General features: G+C 61.2%; 14 protein-coding genes and 1 pseudogene. 8 read left to right on the forward strand and 7 right to left on the reverse strand.

The window, feature by feature from the left end; all coding sequences use genetic code 11:
• Position 1 precedes the first annotated feature (1 nt).
• The 4 genes and pseudogenes from FZ934_RS25155 to FZ934_RS25170 all read right to left on the reverse strand — a co-directional run bounded on the left by FZ934_RS25155 (position 2) and on the right by FZ934_RS25170 (position 3,585).
• Complete coding sequence (locus FZ934_RS25155) at positions 2 to 889, reverse strand: branched-chain amino acid ABC transporter permease (RefSeq protein ID WP_153273526.1); 888 nt, start codon at positions 887 to 889, stop codon at positions 2 to 4.
• Between the two features lie 4 nt (positions 890 to 893).
• The gene (locus tag FZ934_RS25160) at positions 894 to 1,595 is read right to left on the reverse strand and encodes an ABC transporter ATP-binding protein (RefSeq protein WP_153273527.1); all 702 of its coding nucleotides are present in this window, start codon (positions 1,593 to 1,595) and stop codon (positions 894 to 896) included.
• A pseudogene (locus FZ934_RS25165) lies at positions 1,595 to 2,376 on the reverse strand (ABC transporter ATP-binding protein). Before FZ934_RS25165 ends, FZ934_RS25160 begins: the two are co-directional and overlap by 1 nt.
• A gap of 3 nt (positions 2,377 to 2,379) precedes the next feature.
• A complete protein-coding gene (locus tag FZ934_RS25170; protein WP_056821746.1) occupies positions 2,380 to 3,585 on the reverse strand; it encodes an ABC transporter substrate-binding protein in 1,206 nt (401 codons plus the stop codon).
• A gap of 324 nt (positions 3,586 to 3,909) precedes the next feature.
• Between FZ934_RS25170 and FZ934_RS25175 the strand changes: the two genes are divergently transcribed.
• The 5 genes from FZ934_RS25175 to FZ934_RS25195 all read left to right on the forward strand — a co-directional run bounded on the left by FZ934_RS25175 (position 3,910) and on the right by FZ934_RS25195 (position 10,006).
• Positions 3,910 to 4,848 carry a LysR family transcriptional regulator gene (locus tag FZ934_RS25175; RefSeq protein ID WP_153273528.1) on the forward strand — a complete coding sequence of 313 codons (939 nt, stop codon included), beginning with the start codon at positions 3,910 to 3,912 and terminating at the stop codon, positions 4,846 to 4,848.
• A 75-nt stretch (positions 4,849 to 4,923) separates the two neighbouring features.
• Positions 4,924 to 6,111 (forward strand): acyl-CoA dehydrogenase, encoded by a 1,188-nt coding sequence (locus FZ934_RS25180; protein WP_153273529.1) that lies wholly within the window; start codon positions 4,924 to 4,926, stop codon positions 6,109 to 6,111.
• A gap of 457 nt (positions 6,112 to 6,568) precedes the next feature.
• Entirely contained in the window at positions 6,569 to 8,026 is a 1,458-nt protein-coding gene (locus FZ934_RS25185) for a transglycosylase SLT domain-containing protein (protein WP_153273530.1), read from the forward strand.
• Positions 8,027 to 8,180: 154 nt separating this feature from the next.
• A complete protein-coding gene (locus FZ934_RS25190; protein WP_153273531.1) occupies positions 8,181 to 8,639 on the forward strand; it encodes a DUF4126 domain-containing protein in 459 nt (152 codons plus the stop codon).
• On the forward strand, positions 8,639 to 10,006 hold the full coding sequence (locus tag FZ934_RS25195; RefSeq protein ID WP_153273532.1) for an FAD-containing oxidoreductase: 1,368 nt from the start codon (positions 8,639 to 8,641) through the stop codon (positions 10,004 to 10,006). The genes FZ934_RS25190 and FZ934_RS25195 overlap by 1 nt, the downstream gene beginning before the upstream one ends.
• 45 nt (positions 10,007 to 10,051) lie before the next feature.
• Here FZ934_RS25195 and FZ934_RS25200 read toward each other — a convergent pair whose 3' ends face one another.
• Both FZ934_RS25200 and ampC read right to left on the reverse strand, forming a co-directional pair.
• A complete protein-coding gene (locus FZ934_RS25200) occupies positions 10,052 to 10,402 on the reverse strand; it encodes a hypothetical protein (RefSeq protein WP_153273533.1) in 351 nt (116 codons plus the stop codon).
• A 519-nt stretch (positions 10,403 to 10,921) separates the two neighbouring features.
• Positions 10,922 to 12,106, reverse strand: coding sequence for a class C beta-lactamase (gene ampC / locus FZ934_RS25205; protein WP_153273534.1), 1,185 nt, complete (start codon positions 12,104 to 12,106; stop codon positions 10,922 to 10,924).
• Between the two features lie 204 nt (positions 12,107 to 12,310).
• Here ampC and FZ934_RS25210 point away from each other — a divergent pair, with 204 nt between their 5' ends.
• From FZ934_RS25210 to FZ934_RS25220, 3 genes are all read left to right on the forward strand, one after another.
• Entirely contained in the window at positions 12,311 to 13,195 is an 885-nt protein-coding gene (locus FZ934_RS25210) for a LysR family transcriptional regulator (RefSeq protein WP_153273535.1), read from the forward strand.
• 85 nt (positions 13,196 to 13,280) lie between these two features.
• Positions 13,281 to 14,117, forward strand: a complete 837-nt coding sequence (locus FZ934_RS25215; protein ID WP_153273536.1) for a nickel-binding protein — start codon at positions 13,281 to 13,283, stop codon at positions 14,115 to 14,117.
• A 41-nt stretch (positions 14,118 to 14,158) separates the two neighbouring features.
• Positions 14,159 to 14,662 (forward strand): GNAT family N-acetyltransferase, encoded by a 504-nt coding sequence (locus tag FZ934_RS25220; RefSeq protein WP_153273537.1) that lies wholly within the window; start codon positions 14,159 to 14,161, stop codon positions 14,660 to 14,662.
• A 49-nt stretch (positions 14,663 to 14,711) separates the two neighbouring features.
• Here the strand turns inward: FZ934_RS25220 and FZ934_RS25225 are convergent, their stop codons facing one another.
• Complete coding sequence (locus FZ934_RS25225; protein ID WP_153273538.1) at positions 14,712 to 15,755, reverse strand: NAD(P)-dependent alcohol dehydrogenase; 1,044 nt, start codon at positions 15,753 to 15,755, stop codon at positions 14,712 to 14,714.
• Positions 15,756 to 15,964: the final 209 nt, after the last annotated feature.

A 15,964-nucleotide genomic window follows, 5' to 3' on the forward strand; every position in this document is an offset into this window, starting at 1 on the left:
GTCATGCATCCCGGCCGAAGAGGCCCGCGGGCCTGATGAGAAGAACAATCGCCATGATGACGAAGATCACGATGTTGGACGCCTCCGGATAGAAGACCTTGGTCAGGCCTTCAGCAATACCGAGGACGTAGCCGGTAATGATCGCCCCCATGATCGAGCCCATTCCGCCAACCACGACAACGGCGAAAACGACGATGATCATGCTGGAACCCATCAGCGGCGACACCTGGTAGATGGGTGCTGCCAGCACGCCCGCGAAGGCGGCAAGACCAGCGCCAAGCGCGTAGGTCATTGTCAGCAGCACCGGCACGTTGACACCGAACGCCTGGACGAGCGTGGCATTCTCCGTGGCAGCTCTGAGATATGCGCCGAGTTTGGTCTTTTCGATCAGAAGCCAGGTACCCAGGCAGACCACCAGCGACACTACGACCACCCAGCCGCGATAGATCGGCAGGAACATGAAACCGACATTGACCGCACCGGTAAGGGCTGCTGGCGGCGCATAGGGCTGGCCGGAAGAGCCATAGAGATAGCGAAAAGTCCCTTCCACGGCGAGTGCCAGACCGAAAGTGAAGAGCAGGCCATAGAGCGGATCGAGGTCATAGAGCCGGCGCAGGAAGAGCCGCTCGATCACAGCACCCGCCACTCCGACGATAATGGGCGCCAGGATCAGCGACGGCCAGTAGCCGATACCGACATAGGCAAGCAGAAGATAGGCCGCAAAAGCCCCGAGCATGTACTGCGCGCCATGGGCGAAGTTGATGACGCGCAGCAGGCCGAAGATGATGGCGAGGCCAAGGCTCAGCAACGCATAGAAGGAACCGTTGATCAGGCCGATCAGCAGTTGGCCCATGAACGCCTGCAGCGGAATGCCGAAGATCATCGTCATCCGATCATACTCCCAACACCTTGTGCAGCGTATCCATCCGCTCCGGCAATTCGCCCACGGGGAATTCCGACACCATCTGCCCGTGGTCCATAAGATAGAAGCGGTCTGCGATCTTGCTAGCGAAGCGGAAATTCTGCTCGACGAGCAGGATCGTCATGCCGCGCTGCTTCAATTGCTTCAGCACCTCGCCGATGCGCTGGACGATGACAGGCGCCAGGCCCTCGGTCGGCTCATCGAGCAATAGCATGCGAACGCCGGTGCGCAGGATGCGGGCGATCGCCAGCATCTGCTGCTCGCCACCCGAGAGCTTTGTGCCCGGGCTGGTGCGGCGCTCATAGAGGTTCGGGAACAGCTCGTAGATCTCGTCAACCGTCATGCCTCCCGAAGCGACCACCGGCGGCAGCAACAGATTTTCGGACACCGTCAGCGTCGAGAATATGCCCCTCTCCTCCGGAACGAAACCGATACCGCGATGCGCGGTCTTGTGCAGCGGCACCTGCATCATGTCTTCGCCGGCGAAGGTCAGCTTGCCCTTTCTGGAGCGGACTATGCCGGTGATCGTGCGCAGCGTCGTCGTCTTTCCGACGCCGTTGCGGCCAAGGATGGTGATCGTCTCGCCTTCGCCGATCCGCATGTCGACACCGTGCAGGATGTGGCTTTCGCCGTACCAGGCGTTCAGCCCCTGGACGTCAAGAAGTGTCGCCATCACCCCTCCTCCGAGCCCATGTAGGCCTGGCGCACCCGCGTATCGGCACTGACCGTCGCATAGTCGCCCTCCGCCAGGATCTCTCCGCGCTGCAGCACGGTCACATGCTGGCAGATGTTGGCGACGACAGACAGGTTGTGCTCGACCATGAGAACGGCTCGGTCTCGCGCCACTTCGCGGATCAAGGACGAGACGACGCCGACATCCTCGTGGCCCATGCCGGCCATCGGCTCGTCGAGCAGCAGCACGCGGGATCGAGGGCCAGCGTCGTTGCGATCTCGAGCACACGCTTTCGGCCGTAGGAAAGATCCGCCGCAATCGCGTCGCGCTCCTTGGAGAGACCGACCTTCGCCAGCAACTGTTCTGCGCGGTCGTTCAGGGCGTCGAGTGCTGACAACGGACGCCAGAACTGCGTCGACAGATTGTTGGGCCGCTGTAGCGCGACGCGGATGTTGTCGAGCACGCTCAGGTGCGGAAAGACGGCAGAAATCTGGAACGATCGCACCAGCCCCATACGCGCCACCTTGTCGGGTGCCGTCTTGGTAATGTCCGTGCCCATCAAGGTGATCGAACCAGCGGTTGGCTGCAGGAACTTCGTCAGCAGGTTGAAGACCGTGGTCTTGCCGGCGCCGTTGGGGCCGATCAGGGCATGCACGCTTGCATCGTGCACATCGAGATCGACATTCTTGACGGCGGTGAAGCCACCGAAGTCGCGGCGCAGACCGCGAGCGGAGAGAACCACCCGCGGTGTCGCGCTCGATTGGGTTGCGGAGACCGCCATCGGTCAGTTCGCCAGAGTGCAGCCGCTCTTGGCGGGATCGATATAGGCTTCCTTGCCTGGAATGGTCGCGAGGACATTGAAATAGTCCCACGGCTCCTTGCTGTCAGCAGGCTTCTTGACCTGCAGCAGGTACATGTCGTGGATCATGCGACCGTTCGGGCCAACGGTGCCGCCGCGGCCGAAGACATCGTCGACCGGCAGTTCGTGCAACTGCTTGGCGACGGCTTCGGTATCGTCCGTACCGGCCTTGTCGACGGCCTTGAGATACTGGAGGACCGCCGAATACGTACCCGCATGGATCATGTTCGGCATCTTGCCGGTGCGGGCGAAGAACTTCTTGCCGAATTCGCGGCTCTTGTCGTCAAGGTTCCAGTAGTAGCCCTCGGTCAGCGTCAGGCCCTGCGCTGCTTCAAGGCCAAGGCCATGCACCTCGGCCAGTGTGAACAGCAATGCCGCCAGATGCTGGCCGCCCTGGGTGATGCCGAATTCGGCTGCCTGCTTGATCGCGTTGGCGGTATCGAGGCCGGCATTGGCGAGGCCGATCACCTTGGCGCCAGATGATTGCGCCTGCAGCAGAAACGAGGAGAAGTCCTGCGTCGAGAGCGGATGGCGAACCGATCCGACCACCTTGCCGCCGTTGGCCTTCACGAAGTCGCTCGTCTGCTGCTCCAGGGAGTAGCCGAACGCATAATCGGCCGTCAGGAAGAACCAGCTGTCGCCACCCTGCTTGACGAGCGCGCCGCCTGTGCCGACGGCAAGGGCGTGGGTGTCATAGGCCCAGTGGAAGCCGTAGGGCGAGCATGCCTTGCCTGTCAGGTCGGTCGTGGCCGCGCCGGTGACGATGTCGATCTTCTTCTTTTCCTTCGCCACGGCCTGAACGGCGAGCGCCACCGACGAGGTCGTCAGTTCCATGATCGCGTCGACCTGCTCGGTGTCATACCACTGGCGGGCGATGTTGGAGGCGATATCGGGCTTGTTCTGGTGGTCGGCGTCAACGATCTCGACAGGAACGCCAAGCACCTTGCCGCCGAAATCCTCAACCGCCATCTTGGCTGCCTCGACCGAGGACTTGCCGCCAAAGTCGGCGTAGACACCGGATTGATCGTTCAGGATACCGATCTTTACCTTGCCGTCGGATGCACCATCGGCGAGCACAGCGGTGCTGCTTGCAAGCAGAAATGCCAGCGACGCAATGAGATTCTTTCGCATAAGTCTCTCCTCCCAGAGATTGGCCAGAATGCGGGTCTGTTCAAATTTGGCCAGCCGCCCTCCTCAAAGCTGCCGGCGCGTGCCTCACGATCATGGAATTGGTCCATTCAGGCAAGGCCGCTTTACAACTAATTCCAAACAGTATCTGTTCGTTTTTGAACAGAACTGTCGTTCGAGCACGGCCTCCGACCCAATGAATGCAGATCGTTAGGGCACTTTCGTTGAAAGCTAGGGCGGAGCACGGCGAGGCGCAGTCCGCGCCGCATTAGACGAAAGACCAATATCGAACGGCCGGATGACGCCAGGGCCGATTGGGGGGCTCAATTGAACAATCCGCCGCAATTCACCTGGGACGACCTGCAGTTCTTCCTGGCGGTTGCCCGCACCGGGCAGCTGTCGACCGCCGCGCGGCAATTGCGCACCAGCCATGCCACCGTCTCGCGCCGCATCGACCGGCTGGAGTTCGCGCTCAAGGTCAAGCTCTTCGAGCGCAACCCGCGCGGCTATGTAATGACGGCGATGGGCGCACGCTTTGTCGAGACCGCCGAGAGGATGGAGCAGGAGACCGAGCGGTTGCGCGCTGATCTTACCGACGGCGCAACGCAACGTGGCATCGTTCGCCTCAGCGCACCGGAGGGCTTCTCGAACTTTTTCTTCGCACACGTGTTGTCGCAGTTCGTCGCCCACCATCCCAATCTGTCGCTCGAACTGGTGACGATCCAGCAGATCATGTCGCTGTCGCGCAAGGAGGCCGATATCACGGTCGCCCTCGACGAGCCGAAGGGTGGACCTTATTTTTCCGACAAGCTCACCGACTATCATCTCCAGGTCTACGGCTCGCGGGACTATCTGCGGCGAAGCGCGCCGATCACCTGCCGCGACGACCTCCTGGAGCATCCCTTCATCAGCTACATCGAGGAAATGATCTTCGCGCCCGGTCTCGACTATCTCGGCGACGTGCATCCGCGCATCAAGCCGCAGTTTCAAAGTTCGAGTATCTTCGCGCAGCTGACGGCGACCCGCAACGGCCTTGGGCTGTGCGTACTTCCCTACTTCTTTGCCAGCCGCTACCCGGAACTGGAACGGGTACTCCCCGAAGAGGTCGATCTCAGGCGGCACTACTGGATCACCTGCCATCGCGATCTGCGCCAGTCGCCACGGGTTCGAGCCGTCATCGATTTTCTGCGCGAGGCGGTCACCGGCGAGGATGTCAGGTTCGTGCCGCCCTGGGTCAAGCGCAAGATCGACGTCGAAATCTCCTGACAAGTTGACCCTTCCAACCCGCAGGTCTATGCCCGAAGGATGTTCGCACCGGAAGGTGAAGGAGGAGGAACGACCATGCAGCATACCCGCGAGATCTTCGATTGGGCCGATCCTTTCCGGCTTGTGGAGCAGTTGACCGACGAAGAGCGCATGGTGCAGGAGACAGCCCACGCCTATGCTCAGGACAAGCTGGTGCCCCGCGTGCTCGAAGCCTTCCGTCATGAAAAGACCGACCCTGAGATCTTCCGCGAAATGGGCGAGCTCGGACTGCTTGGACCGACGATCGCCCCGGAATATGGCGGCGCCGGCCTCGGCTACGTTGCCTACGGGCTGATCGCCCGCGAGGTCGAGCGCGTCGACAGCGGCTACCGCTCGATGATGAGCGTGCAGTCCTCTCTCGTCATGGTGCCGATCGATGCCTTTGGATCGGAGGCGCAGAAGCAGAAGTACCTGCCGAAACTTGCGACCGGCGAGTGGATCGGCTGCTTCGGCCTGACCGAACCGAACCATGGCTCCGACCCGGGCTCGATGGTGACGCGCGCAAGGAAGGTCGATGGCGGCTACAGCCTCTCCGGTGCCAAGACCTGGATCTCCAATGCGCCCATCGCCGACGTCTTCGTCGTCTGGGCCAAGACCGAGGATGGCGTCATCCGCGGCTTCATCCTGGAAAAGGGCTGGAAGGGTCTGTCTGCGCCGGCAATTCACGGCAAGGTCGGTCTGCGTGCTTCGATCACCGGCGAGGTGGTGATGGACGAGGTTTTTGTGCCGGAAGAGAACCTGTTGCCCAATGTCACCGGCCTCAAGGGACCGTTCACCTGCCTGAACTCGGCCCGCTTCGGCATTGCCTGGGGCGCTCTCGGCGCTGCGGAGGACTGCTATGCCAAGGCCCGGCAATATGTGCTCGACCGCAAGCAGTTCGGCCGGCCTCTGGCCGCCAATCAGCTGGTCCAGAAGAAGCTTGCCGACATGATCACCGAAATCTCGCTCGGCCTGCAGGGCTGCCTCCGGCTCGGCCGCATGAAGGAAGACGGGCATCCGCCGGTGGAATTGACCTCGATCGTCAAGCGCAACTCCTGCGGCAAGGCGCTGGATATCGCCAGGCTTGCCCGCGACATGCTCGGCGGCAACGGTATCTCCGACGAATTCGGCATTGCCCGTCATCTCGTCAACCTCGAGGTGGTCAACACCTATGAGGGGACGCATGACGTTCACGCGCTGATCCTCGGCCGCGCCGTCACCGGCATTGCCGCCTTCGCCAACTGAGCCAAGGCGAGGCGCTCGTCCAATGGGACCGGCGACAGGCGGCCGCATTCGAGAACACTCGGAACCAAAATGCGTTTCCCGCGTTCAAGGTGTGATGTTCAAGCAATCGTCTTCCTTTTCGACCCCGCCACAATGCGGGGTTTTTTCTTGGTCGGCGCCCCCTTCTTGCGTCGTCATCTTTTCCAGCCCATTAGCAGCAATAACCTTCCCCGCGTCGCGAGGTTGAAGCTGACGGAGGCAGGCTGGTGCTTCTTCGGACTGGATCGGAGAGCGGCGTGGCAGAGGATAACGCCGGCAGCACGTGGCTGCTGGATCGATCAAACGGAGCGATATGACGTTTGTTACCTAATGTGTCGCGGGGGTTAACTGTAACGTACTTCCCCAGCGAGGAGCTTCAGCCGCATAGTTCATGGACAGAGTGGCCAAGCGCGAAACGGCGCTTTGCGGAGGATGCACGATGAAATCGCTTCCAAAGTGTTTGGTTCTGGCAGTTGCCTTGTCCTCGTCTTGTCTCCTGCCGTCAGGCGCCTTCGCGAATTCGGCAGCTCCTGCGGGGAAGCCCGCCCTTATTGAGAGACATGTCATCGACCTCGACGCGATGAAGCAGCGCCGCATCGTTCGGGTTATCGTGCCCTTCAGCAAAACGATTTATTTCGTCGACAAGGGACGCCAGTTTGGCACCGCAGTCGAGTTCGGCAGAGAGCTCGAAAAGGTCCTCAACAAGGACCGCAAAAAGCAGATCGATCATGTCAACGCCATTTTCGTGCCGACGCCGCGAGACCAGTTGCTCACCGCGCTGAACGAGGGACTTGGCGACATTGTCATGGCCAATCTCACCATCACGGACGAGAGGGCGAAGGCCGTTGATTTCACCGATCCGCTTTATGCCGACGCGAAGGAAGTCTTGGTCGCATCGCCAGCCAGTCCAAGCGTGGCCAACCTTGATGCGCTCTCAGGCCAACACGTCGCGGTGCGCAAGTCGAGCAGCTATTACGAGCATCTTCTCACTAGAAACCGGGAACTCGTCTCCAGCGGAAAGAAGGAGATCGTTATCGACCCGATGGATGAGAGCCTTGAGGACGAGGACCTGATGGAGATGGTCAATGCGGGCCTTCTTCCGTTCACTGTCGTCGACTCCTACAAGGCAGAGATCTGGGCGCATGTCTTTCATGACTTGAAAGTGCGCGACGACGTCGTGGTGTCCTCGGAAGGCAGGATCGCGTGGGCGATCCGCAAAAACAGCCCGCAGCTGAAAGCCGAACTCAATGCCTTCGTGGCAACGCACAAGGTCGGCACGACATTCGGCAACATCTTGCGCACGACGTTCTTCAAGCAGGACAAGATCGTCAAGCGCGCCTATTCGCCGTCTGATGTGCAGCGGTTCGAGGCGCTGATCCAGATTTTTCGGAAGTATGGCGGGACATATTCCTTTGATTATCTGATGCTGATCGCACAGGGATATCAAGAATCGCAGCTCGACCAGTCGCGACGCTCGCCGCGGGGTGCCGTCGGCATCATGCAGATGCTGCCGTCGACCGCCAAGGACAAGGACATCGGCATCAGCGGCATCGACAAGGATCCGGATCGGAACGTGGAGGCCGGCGCGAAATACCTGCGCCACCTGATCAAAACATATATCGACGATGAGAATCTCCAACCCAAGGACCGGCAGCTCTTTGCTTTCGCTGCCTACAATGCCGGGCCGGGAAATCTTCGCAAATTCCGCGAAAAGGCAAAGACGATGGGGCTCGATCCCGACGTCTGGTTTGGCAATGTCGAAAATGGCGCGGCAGCCATCGTCGGACGCGAGACCGTTCAATACGTCAGCAATATCTACAAGTACTATGTCGCCTACTCGCTGCTCGTGGAGCGCATGGACGAGCGTAAGCGGACGGAACTGTTGCAGCGGAAGTAACCGCATGCTGACGATTGCCGGTCTTATCTTCGGCGCTCGGTCCTCGTCTTCGGCAATTGCGTCAAGTAGACCATAGCGCAAATTGAAACCTGCACGACAATATGCAAGCCTCCCGTGACCGCGATTGAATTGCACGCGGCATGGGGGATTGCACATGCTTTTGTTTCTTGCATTTCTGATTGGAATTATCGCAGGGCTCAGAGCCATGATGGCGCCGGCCATTGTTGCCTGGGGTGCCGCTCTCGGTTGGTTTGACGTTTCGCAGACACCACTTGCCTTCATGGGATATCGCTGGACTCCCTGGGTGTTCAGCCTGCTTGCCGTCGTCGAGTTGATCACCGACCAGTTGCCCTCGACACCGTCCCGCAAGGTCCCGATGCAGTTTGCCGCTCGCCTGATCATGGGCGCGCTGACGGGCGCCACCATCGGCGCATCCGGTGGCTCGCTGATCGGCGGGCTCATTGCCGGCGTCGTCGGCGCCGCGGTTGGCACACTTGGCGGAGCGGCTGCCCGCGGCAAGCTCGCCGCCGCCTTCGGCAAGGATACACCGGCAGCGCTGATAGAGGATGCGGTTGCGATCATCGGCGCGCTGATCATCGTGGGAGCAGTATGATGCCAAGTTTCGACGCCATCGTCATCGGGGCCGGCCAGTCCGGTCCGTTCCTTGCCGCCCGCATGGTCGCGAAGGGCATGAAGGTGGCGTTGATCGAGCGCAAGTTCCTCGGCGGCACCTGCGTCAACGCCGGCTGCATGCCGACGAAGACGCTGGTGGCAAGCGCTCGCGCCGCCCATGTTGCGCGACGCGCCGCCGACTATGGGGTGCTGATCCCGGGCGCCATCGGCATCGACATGACGGTCGTTCGCAAGCGCGCCGAGACCGTGACGATCAACGCCCGCAACGGCCTGATCGGCTGGTTTGCCGGCATGGAGGGCATGACCGTCATCTACGGCCACGCCCGCTTCGAGGATGCCCATACGGTGAGCGTCAATGGCGAAAGGCTGACCGCTCCGAAGATCTTCCTGAATGTCGGCGCGCGGCCGACCATTCCTGACATGCCTGGGATCGGCGATATCGATTATCTGACGAGCACCTCGATCATTCACCTCGACGAGCTTCCGAGGCATCTTGCCGTCATCGGCGGCAGCTATATCGGGCTCGAATTCGCGCAGATGTATCGGCGCTTCGGCGCCGAGGTGACGGTCATCGAGCGCGGCCCGAAGCTCGCGTCGCGCGAGGACGCCGACATCTCCGATGCGATCGCCGACATCCTGCGAGCGGAAGGTATTGCCGTCCACACGGATGCCGATGGCATCGGTTTTTCGAAGACGACAAACGGGAGCGAAGTCCACATCGGTAAAGGTCAGCCGCCAATCGAGGCAAGCCACGTGCTCGTTGCCACGGGACGCACGCCTAACACCGATGACCTCGGGCTCGACAAGGCCGGCGTCGCCAGCGACAAGCGCGGTTACATCACCGTTGACGACAAGCTGGCCACCAATGTCGAGGGCATTTGGGCACTCGGCGATTGCAATGGCCATGGGGCCTTTACCCATACCTCCTACAACGACTTCGAGATCGCCGCCGCCAACCTGCTCGACGGCGAGGATCGCAAGCTCAGCGACCGCATCCTCGCCTATGCGCTCTACATCGATCCGCCGCTCGGGCGTGTCGGCATGAGCGAAAAGGAAGCGCGCGCCACCGGCCGCAAGATCATGGTCTCCACCCGCCCGATGAGCCGCGTCGGTCGCGCCAACGAGCGCGGCGAAACCAAGGGTTTCATGAAGGTGATCGCCGATGCCGATACACAACAGATCCTCGGTGCTGCGATCCTCGGGATCGAGGGTGACGAGGCGATCCACGGCTTCATCGATGCCATGAATGCCAAGACCCCCTATCCGATGTTGAAATGGGCGGTGCCGATTCATCCGACCGTGTCAGAGTTGATCCCGACGCTGCTGGGAGACCTGACGGCGGTTTAGTGTAACCCGCCAGAAGGCGCCCGAAGCCGCCACACGGGGGCATTTTTAATTCTTCTCGCGCCTATTGAAGCCGTTCGCCTCGCCAACTGCCTCTCCGATGGGGAGCGTATTGCCAGCAGATGTGATGGCCGGCGGGCAAATATCGGACGGAAAGTCAGTGTGCAATTTTTGCTTGAGGGCTTCAACGAGTTCCGGACGCAGCCCTTCACCACGTCCGGCGGCGACGACATGTAGTGCCAGGAGGAGGGATGACATGCTACGTTCCTCTGTCTTGAGAACGATATGGTCAACCGAGACGGCTGCGTTAGCCACCCGATTCATGCAGCGATGCGCTCCGGCATTCGATTTTGCGCGCTGCATCTCGACGGTGCTGATGCGGTGTCCCTCGCCTTCCATCCGGCTTGCCCGCAACCGGGGCGGAGTTCATAGAATGCGCCTGATATAGGCACGGCTTCGCCTTCACACGGCCGGTTCGGCCCGTGGGTTTGCTCCTGCATGGCACTCGGACGGGGCGCTGGAAATTGCCTCGCTGGAGTAAAAACAATATGGCGCTTCCCAGCGCCCCGTTCGGCGGTTTTTGTTCGCAACTCCGGCCTCTCTGCCGCCTTGCCAGAGGAAGTATCACTTCCCTGGGGGCCATGTGTGCCACACAGGCACGTCCGGGGCTCAACTCGACGCCGCATTCGCGCGGGCCGCCGTCCCCGGAGGGAGACCATTTTCTGCAAACCCCCGATGCGGAAGCTCACGTCCTTCCTCCACATCCGGCGCCGGTCCCGCCTCGCCGCAACGCCTTGCGGTGTATCCGCGACGGGACGGGCTCATTATCGCTATGATCGGCACTGCGTGAACGAAAGCTGGCCTAACCGGTTGACGCCATTGAGGGACACGGCCAGCCAATCCCCTTTCATCAGGCGCTCAGTCGGCGTTCGGGGTGGGCAGATCGTCATCCAGTGTCGCCAATATCCGGTAGGCGGCTTTGACGCGTTCGCCGTTCGGATAGTTCTTGTTCGCGAAGAGTGCGATACCGATGCGCTTGGATGGCACGAAGGCGACATAGGCGCCGAAGCCGTTGGTCGACCCGGTCTTGTTGAGAAGCGCATTGTTCACCGGCGGCCGTGGCGGCGACAGCTTCTCGATCTCGTTCGCCTTCAAGGTCATGTCGGCCGAGTTGCCCGCCAGAAGCTGGTCGAGGGTCGTCGGGTACTGGTACATTTCCCAACCGAGGCCCTGTGTCATGCCGCCGACCTTGTAATAGCCCGTATGGGTCGCAGCGATCGCCGATTGCATTGTCGTGTCGAGATCGGAGCCGTCCATGTTGGCTTCGACGAAGCGGAGCATGTCGCTTGCCGTCATCTTCACACCGTAGGCCTCCGAATCCAGGACGCCAGGCGAAACACGGATGGCCTTGCCGGCTTTTGAATAGCCGTAGGCATAGTTGTCGTTGTCAGCCTTCGGAACCGAGATGAAGGTATGGCTGAGGCCGAGCGCCGGAAACAGCTTCTGCTGCATCAGATCGTCGAACGGCCACCCCATCGCCTTGGCGGCGGCATAGCCGAACAGGCCGATGCTCGGATTGGAATATGCGCGGTGGGTTCCCGGCGCATAGGCGGGTTTCCAACTTTTGTAATAGCTGACCATCCCCTTGTGATCGGTGACATCATCGGGGAACTGCAGCGGCAAGCCACCCGCCGTGTAGGTGCCGAGGTCGAGCATGGTCGCTTCGGCAAGCCGGCTGCCGGCAAATTCAGGAAGATATTTGGCCGGGCTCTCGGCAAACGAGAGATCGCCGCTCGCGTGAGCATAGCCAGCAAGAGTCGCGGTGAAGGTCTTGCTGACCGAGCCGATTTCAAACAGCGTCGCGTCGGTCACCTTCCGTCCGTCGGCCTTCGATGCCACGCCGTAATTGTAGATATATCGCTTTCCGCCGACCGTGACGGCAATTGCCATGCCGGGAATATTGTTCTTCGCCATCAGGGGGACGGCTACGGCGTCAACGATGCGGGCAAGATCGGCCCGGCGGTCGGCCGCCTGCGCACCGGCGCCGACCAAAACTGAAGCGGCGGTGAGAACGGCAAATGTCGATGGCGGAATATTTCTCATAGCAAATACGGTGCCTCGGGTTTCATGGAATTGCCGCGGGCACTCGCCGCGGCAGCACGTCCAATACAAAATGCGCTGAGATACCGGGCACTCTCGCGTTGTCGGAGAAGTAGCTTGGCTCAGGCGTGATTTGTATACGAAGCCTGTACGGCCGCCTCAAACGACGATATCTAACATGAGGCATTAGAAAAATTTGGGGTTAGCATGGTTCGTCCCCATCTGCCGCTGAACGCGCTCAGAGCTTTTGAAGCATCCGCTAGGCACCTCAGCTTCACCAAGGCGGCGATCGAGCTCTGCGTCACGCAGGCTGCTGTCAGCCACCAGGTCAAGAGCCTGGAAACGCGGCTGAACGTGACGCTCTTCGAACGGCTGCCGCGCGGATTGATGCTGACCAGCGAAGGCGAGACGCTGCTACCGGCGCTCCGCGATGCCTTCGACCGGATCGCCGGGACATTGGAGCAATTCGAGGGCGGGCACTATCGCGAGGTGCTGCGCGTCGGCGCCGTCGGCACTTTTGCGGTCGGCTGGCTGTTACCGAGGTTGCGGGCCTTTCAGGCTCAGCACCCATTCATCGACCTGCGGCTCTCGACGAACAACAACCGGGTCGATATCGCCGCCGAGGGTCTGGATTATGCGGTCCGTTTCGGCTCGGGCGCGTGGCACGGCATCGAGGCGTTGCGGCTGCTGGAAGCGCCGCTGTCGCCGCTCTGCGTGCCCGAGATCGCGACACAACTGAACTCGCCGGCTGACCTCTTGAAGCAGACGTTGCTGCGTTCGTACCGCGCCGATGAGTGGTCGCAGTGGTTCGCATCTACAGGGCTGGAGGCCAGCCTGCCGCCGTTGAAGAACATCGTCTTCGATTCCTCGCTTGCCATGATGGAAGCCGCGCTACAGGGCGCGGGCGTTGCGCTGGCGCCGCCGCTGATGTTTTCCCGGCACTTGCTTGCCGAGGCAATCCGCCAGCCCTTCGGCATCACGGTCACCATGGGCAGCTATTGGCTGACCCGCCTGCAGTCTCGGTCGGAGACGCCGGCGATGTCGGCCTTCCGTGTTTGGCTATGCGCGGCAGCGGCTACGCAGACCGTCTGACCTGACGCCCTGCGCTGTGGACCTCGCGATGGCATCGGCGTAGGATACGGCCAATGCTGAGGGGCTCTCCGAAGGACGCACGAACGTGGCTATCTTCATGGACCGGCATGATCTTGCGGGTACATCCGCTGAAGACATAGCCGATGCGCATCGCAGGGATCTGGCTGTCGAAGATCGGTACGGGGTGAGGTTCCTGACCTATTGGTACGACCAGCGGCGCGGAACGGCATTCTGCCTGATCGATGCGCCGGATGCGGAAACGGCGCAATGCGTGCATCGCGAAGCACATGGCTTTATCGCCGGCGAAGTGGTCGAGGTGGCGCTGTCGGCGGTCGAGGCATTTCTTGGGCGCATCAACGAGCCGGAACAAAAGGCAGGCGAGACGGGCGTCGAGCGGGATGCCGGTCATCGGGCGATCCTGTTTACCGACATTGTCGGATCGACCGAGATGACCACGCGGCTCGGCGACCGGATGGCCGCCGAACTGGTGCGGGCGCATGACGCCATCGTTCGTCGCTGCCTGGCGCAATGCGAAGGCCGAGAGGTCAAGCACACCGGTGACGGCATCATGGCTGCCTTCATCTCCACGCACGCGGCTGTCGGCTGTGCGATGAGCATCCAGCGTGAATTCAGGACTTACAACAGCGGCACACCGGAACCCATCCATGTCAGGATCGGGCTTGATTGCGGCGAACCGATCGAGGATAGCCGTGACCTCTTCGGCTCGACCGTGCAACTGGCCGCTCGGCTCTGCGCGGAGGCCGACAGCGATCAGATCCTCGTATCGGAGAATATCTTTCGCGAACACGGGGCGGCCGACCTCTTCGCCAACGCATCGCGGCGAAGTCTCAAAGGATTTGAGAAACCGGTCCTGGCATTCGAATGCGAGTGGGCCGATGCCGACGAGGCGCGGTCGAACTGACGCCTTCAGATCTTGGGCCGACAACAACTGAGGGACGAAGGATGATCTCGATCGCACCGGCGCGAACTGAAGAAGATTTCGAGACCTGCGCCTCATTCTGTCGGGCGCTTGGCGAACTGGATGTGGCTCAGGGCAAAGCCTTTGGCGTTCCGGCGGACCTGATCATCGGCCTCTATCACGGCCAGACCGGCGATAGCCTTGCCGAAAAATTCGGCTCGGCGAATGCATCGATGCTCATTGCAAACTGGAACGGCACGGCGGCCGGCTGTATCGGTCTCGCCGCCTTTGATACGGAGGCGGGCGAGATTCACAAATTCTATGTGGATCCCGCCTTTCGCGGGCGGCGCATCGGCCATGCCTTGATGACGGCGGCACTGGAGGTGATCAGCCGGGCCGCTCACCGAAAGGCACTGGTGCACACGGCGATCTACATGACACAGGCCGTCACCTTGTACGAAGCCTTCGCCTTTCGACGTTGCGAGCCATTCAGACCTGTTCCCGAGGCGATCCGGCACACGGAAATCTTCTTCTGCCGCAGCATCTGATCGGTTCGGCGGCTCGTCCCGGAGCCGCCCCCCTGGCATCGGCATCGCGTTATTCCATGACGATCTGCAGCTTCACATCGTCAGGACGGGCCTCCACGGCGCGATCGAAGGCCTTGATGGAGTCCTCGAAGCCGAATGTCTCCGAGATCAGCGGCTTAAGATCGACACGGCCGGAGCCGAGCAGCGCAATCGAGCGTTCGTATTGGTGGGCATAACGGAACACCGTCTCGATACGGATTTCCTTCGTCGAGGCTGTCGAGACATCGAAACCGACAGGATTGACGGGCAGGCCGACGGCGACGATGACGCCGCCGGGTCTCGGCAATTCCATGACGGTCTCCCAGGCCTTCGGCGAGCCGGAGCATTCGAAGATCACATCGGCGCCCCAGCCGTCGGTCAGCCGCGCGACTTCCTCGGCGAGGTTCTTCTCACGGATATTGACCGGAATGACGCCCTGATACTGCGCAGCGATATCGAGCTTCGGCTGCGCGAGGTCTGCGACAATCGCACGAGCGCAACCGCCGGCGAGAGCCGCGATCGCCACCATCGTTCCGATCGGGCCGGCGCCGAGGACGACGGCGGTATCGCCAGGCGCGATCTTCGCTTTCGTCGCGGCCTGCATGCCGACAGCAAAGGGCTCGACCATGGCGCCTTCTGCGAAGCTCACGTTATCGGGAAGCTTGTAGGTATAGTTGGCGGGATGGACGACCTCCGGTGTCAGCACGCCATGAACAGGCGGCGTTGCCCAGAAGGTGACGGCGGGATCAACGTTGTACATGCCGAGCCGGCTCGCCTTGGAATTCGGATCGGGAATGCCAGGCTCCATGCAGACGCGGTCGCCGACCTTCAGATGGGTAACACCAGCGCCGACCTCGACCACGGTGCCCGCCGCTTCATGGCCGAGCACCATCGGCTCGTTGACGACGAAGGGGCCGATCTTGCCATGCGTATAGTAATGGACATCCGAGCCGCAGACGCCGACCGTGTGGATCTTGATCTTCACCTGGCCGGGACCGGTGTCCATCGGCAAATCGATATCGCGGAGCGCGAGTTCATGCTGGCGCTCGAGCACCAGCGCACGGACTTTGGCCATTGTTCTGTTTCCTTCCCGTTGCCTCCCCGCGCCGATCAAATCAGCGCGGCTTTGGAAGGACTATAAGACCCCACGCGTTCGAAATTCAATCGCACTTGGATAGCTTTTGCTCATCAAATGATGAATTGCCCATAAAGCGACATTCTGGGGATGGCTGCGGCATTTATGCCTCCTTTATATTTCCCGACCCCGCACCCCCTCGACCATTT

Source organism: Rhizobium grahamii (genome assembly GCF_009498215.1).
GTDB lineage: Bacteria > Pseudomonadota > Alphaproteobacteria > Rhizobiales > Rhizobiaceae > Rhizobium > Rhizobium grahamii_A.